Raw genomic sequence first — 2,550 nt, forward strand, 5'->3', positions numbered from 1 at the left:
TGTAAATCAGAATTTTTCGCTCAATTTCTGTCAATACGTGACCAAAAACATGATTAAGCATTGCTTCAAACTTACTACTGACAAGAGTTGTTGGGTTTTGAAAAAATACTTGTGTACTGCCAGAAAAAAAGTGATTAATTCTCTCAATTACTGCCTCTAGTTCCGAAGGATTACCACGATAAGTTTGAATTAATTGATGGCACTTTTCTGTGTCAGTCAATCCTTTTTCAGACAAAAACTGCATTGCCGCATCTTCATCTAAACCTTCAATTCTAAAAAATCGAAGAGGTCGCTTCGCTACTATCAGATCATTCAGCTCATCAAGCAGAATTCGATTAGTCAAGAGCAAACAGCTTTGATGCTGTTCTTCTACTAAACGGCGAAAAAATAGTCTGTAATCTAGTCGTTGCTCTAAATTTTTTGTCTGAAATAACGCTTCAGATTCATCCAGCACAACCAAGCAACGGCGTGATTGCATCTGCTTCAGCAACATTGTAATCATTGCTTGAGTATACTTAGGTGAGCTTGAGGGTGTTTCTAAAGGCTCAATTATATCTAACAGTTCGGTTACTAAATCCTGAAGTAGTGGTGCATGAGCAACTGATTTCCAAATCAAATAATCAAATCTAGGTTGAGATTCTGCACTAATTTCCGCTAGAAGTTTTGCCGCTAATGCAGTCTTACCGATTCCTGCTACTCCTACCAAGGATATACATCGCTGTTTAGCTATTAATTCTTTTAAAAGAGTTAGTTCCTTTACTCGTCCGTAAAAACTAGACACATCAGGTAGTTGTCCTCCCAGAACTTGTATTAAGTCGTTGGCAGGGAAGTTCGGCTCCTCTTTTGGCGCAGATTGAGCATAATATTCTTCAGTAACTTGTTCCAAAAAATCACGCAGATTCTTTTTGCCAACCCGTTCGCCATTTCCAATAGTTTCAGAAAGCATATCCCACAATCGACGGGCTATGCCACCTTTTAAGTAGTTAGGACTGTAAGATGAGTTACTTGCTATTTCTTCATAGTCATTGTCATCCCACGCTCCCTTTATAACAAGGATTTCAGCCTCGGATAGATATCTACCTTTCTTGGCAAATACTAACTTATTTACTACAGCTAGGGCTAGTTCAAAAGTAACTTTCACCGTAAAAAGTACTTTTGGTGACTCCTGTCCTGTTTGCTTAAGGGAGGAGTGAGTAGGAGCCTGGAATTGCGATTCAGTACTAAAAACTGTAACCTTGTTAATCATTTTTACACAGTAAATGCCCGAAATGGGCATTTTTATAGATTAGGCTTAGTTTTAAGAGGAGATTGCATTGTATCAATCATATTTGATTTTTCATTTTATAGTTAATTTTTTTCAAAAAAGTACTATAGAAATTTCTAATGTCGGTTACTTACAATAAGAATTACTTTCGTAGACACATCTTGGATGGAGTACGGTAAGAGAAAAGAGGAAGATTAGCACTTACACTTAAGGCTATTTACTGAAATTGGCTACTGAATTTTCATTTCAGCTAAACAGTGAGTCTTCTAGTAATTATTGTTTAGTGTGATATTTGTTACTTCTTTTCCTAAGCAATGCAGGTATTTAATGGTAGTATACATTGATGTTTAAAATGAGGCTGCCTAAAATTTTCAATTTATATGTTGTTCCATTGCGACAGCAAGAGGTAGCGTGAGTAAATTTCTATGCATTACGTTATACATACTAAAATATGGGTTACTGTATCAACCCTCTTTGCAAACAACGTCAAAATCCTGATGACGTTAGTTACTGTCTCTTATGTGGGACTTCATTGCTAATTAACGACCGCATTTGTCTAGTTAAGCCATTAAGAGAGCTTACCGAAAACCCATTTAGCTATATGGAAGTTTTTGAAGTGGACGATGCCGGCACTCAATGGAATCCTGGGCGTAAGCGGCGAGTCATGAAAGTTTTAAAATGGAACACACCTCAGTTAGTTGATCTTATTGAGCGGGAATCTCTCACCTTACGGCTTATTGAACACCCATGTATTCCTAAAAGTACTATAGATGACTTTTTCACTTTTATTCCGAATAATAGCTCTCTAACATTGCATTGTTTAATCATGGATAAATTTGAAGGAGAAAATTTAGAACAATGGTTAGAGTCTAATGGGCGAATTTCACAATCCGTAGCATTACAATGGCTTCGACAGTTAGTTGAAATCCTTGATGAAGTACACCGTACAGAAATTTTTCATAGAGATATTAAACCTTCTAATATAATTCTTCAGTCAAGTGGACAACTTGCATTAATTGATTTTGGTGTAGCACGGCGAGTGACTGATACCTACTTGGCAAAAGTCAGTGGAAGTGGGGGATCTAGCACAGGTAGGGGAGGACGATACGAAATTACATCTGTCAGTACTCCTCGTTACTCTCCATTGGAGCAAGTAAATGGTCAAGCAGTACCTCAATCAGACTTCTATGCTCTGGGTCGGACTTTTGTGCAATTAGTGACTGGCATTCAATTGATGGATCTTCCAACAGATAAAAAGACAGGAAATCTAATTTGGAGAGAGCAAA

2 protein-coding genes are annotated in these 2,550 nt (G+C 37.4%); one reads left to right on the top strand and one right to left on the bottom strand.

All coding sequences use genetic code 11. The features are described from left to right. A partial coding sequence (locus tag ACWATR_RS39340) for an NB-ARC domain-containing protein (protein ID WP_460345623.1) occupies positions 1-1,246 on the bottom strand: 1,246 nt, incomplete at its 3' end. A gap of 469 nt (positions 1,247-1,715) precedes the next feature. Between ACWATR_RS39340 and ACWATR_RS39345 the strand changes: the two genes are divergently transcribed. Continuing rightward, positions 1,716-2,550: serine/threonine protein kinase (locus ACWATR_RS39345; RefSeq protein ID WP_460345626.1), on the top strand; the 835-nt coding region annotated here is incomplete at its 3' end.

It is taken from the genome of Nostoc sp. UIC 10890 (assembly GCF_054786515.1).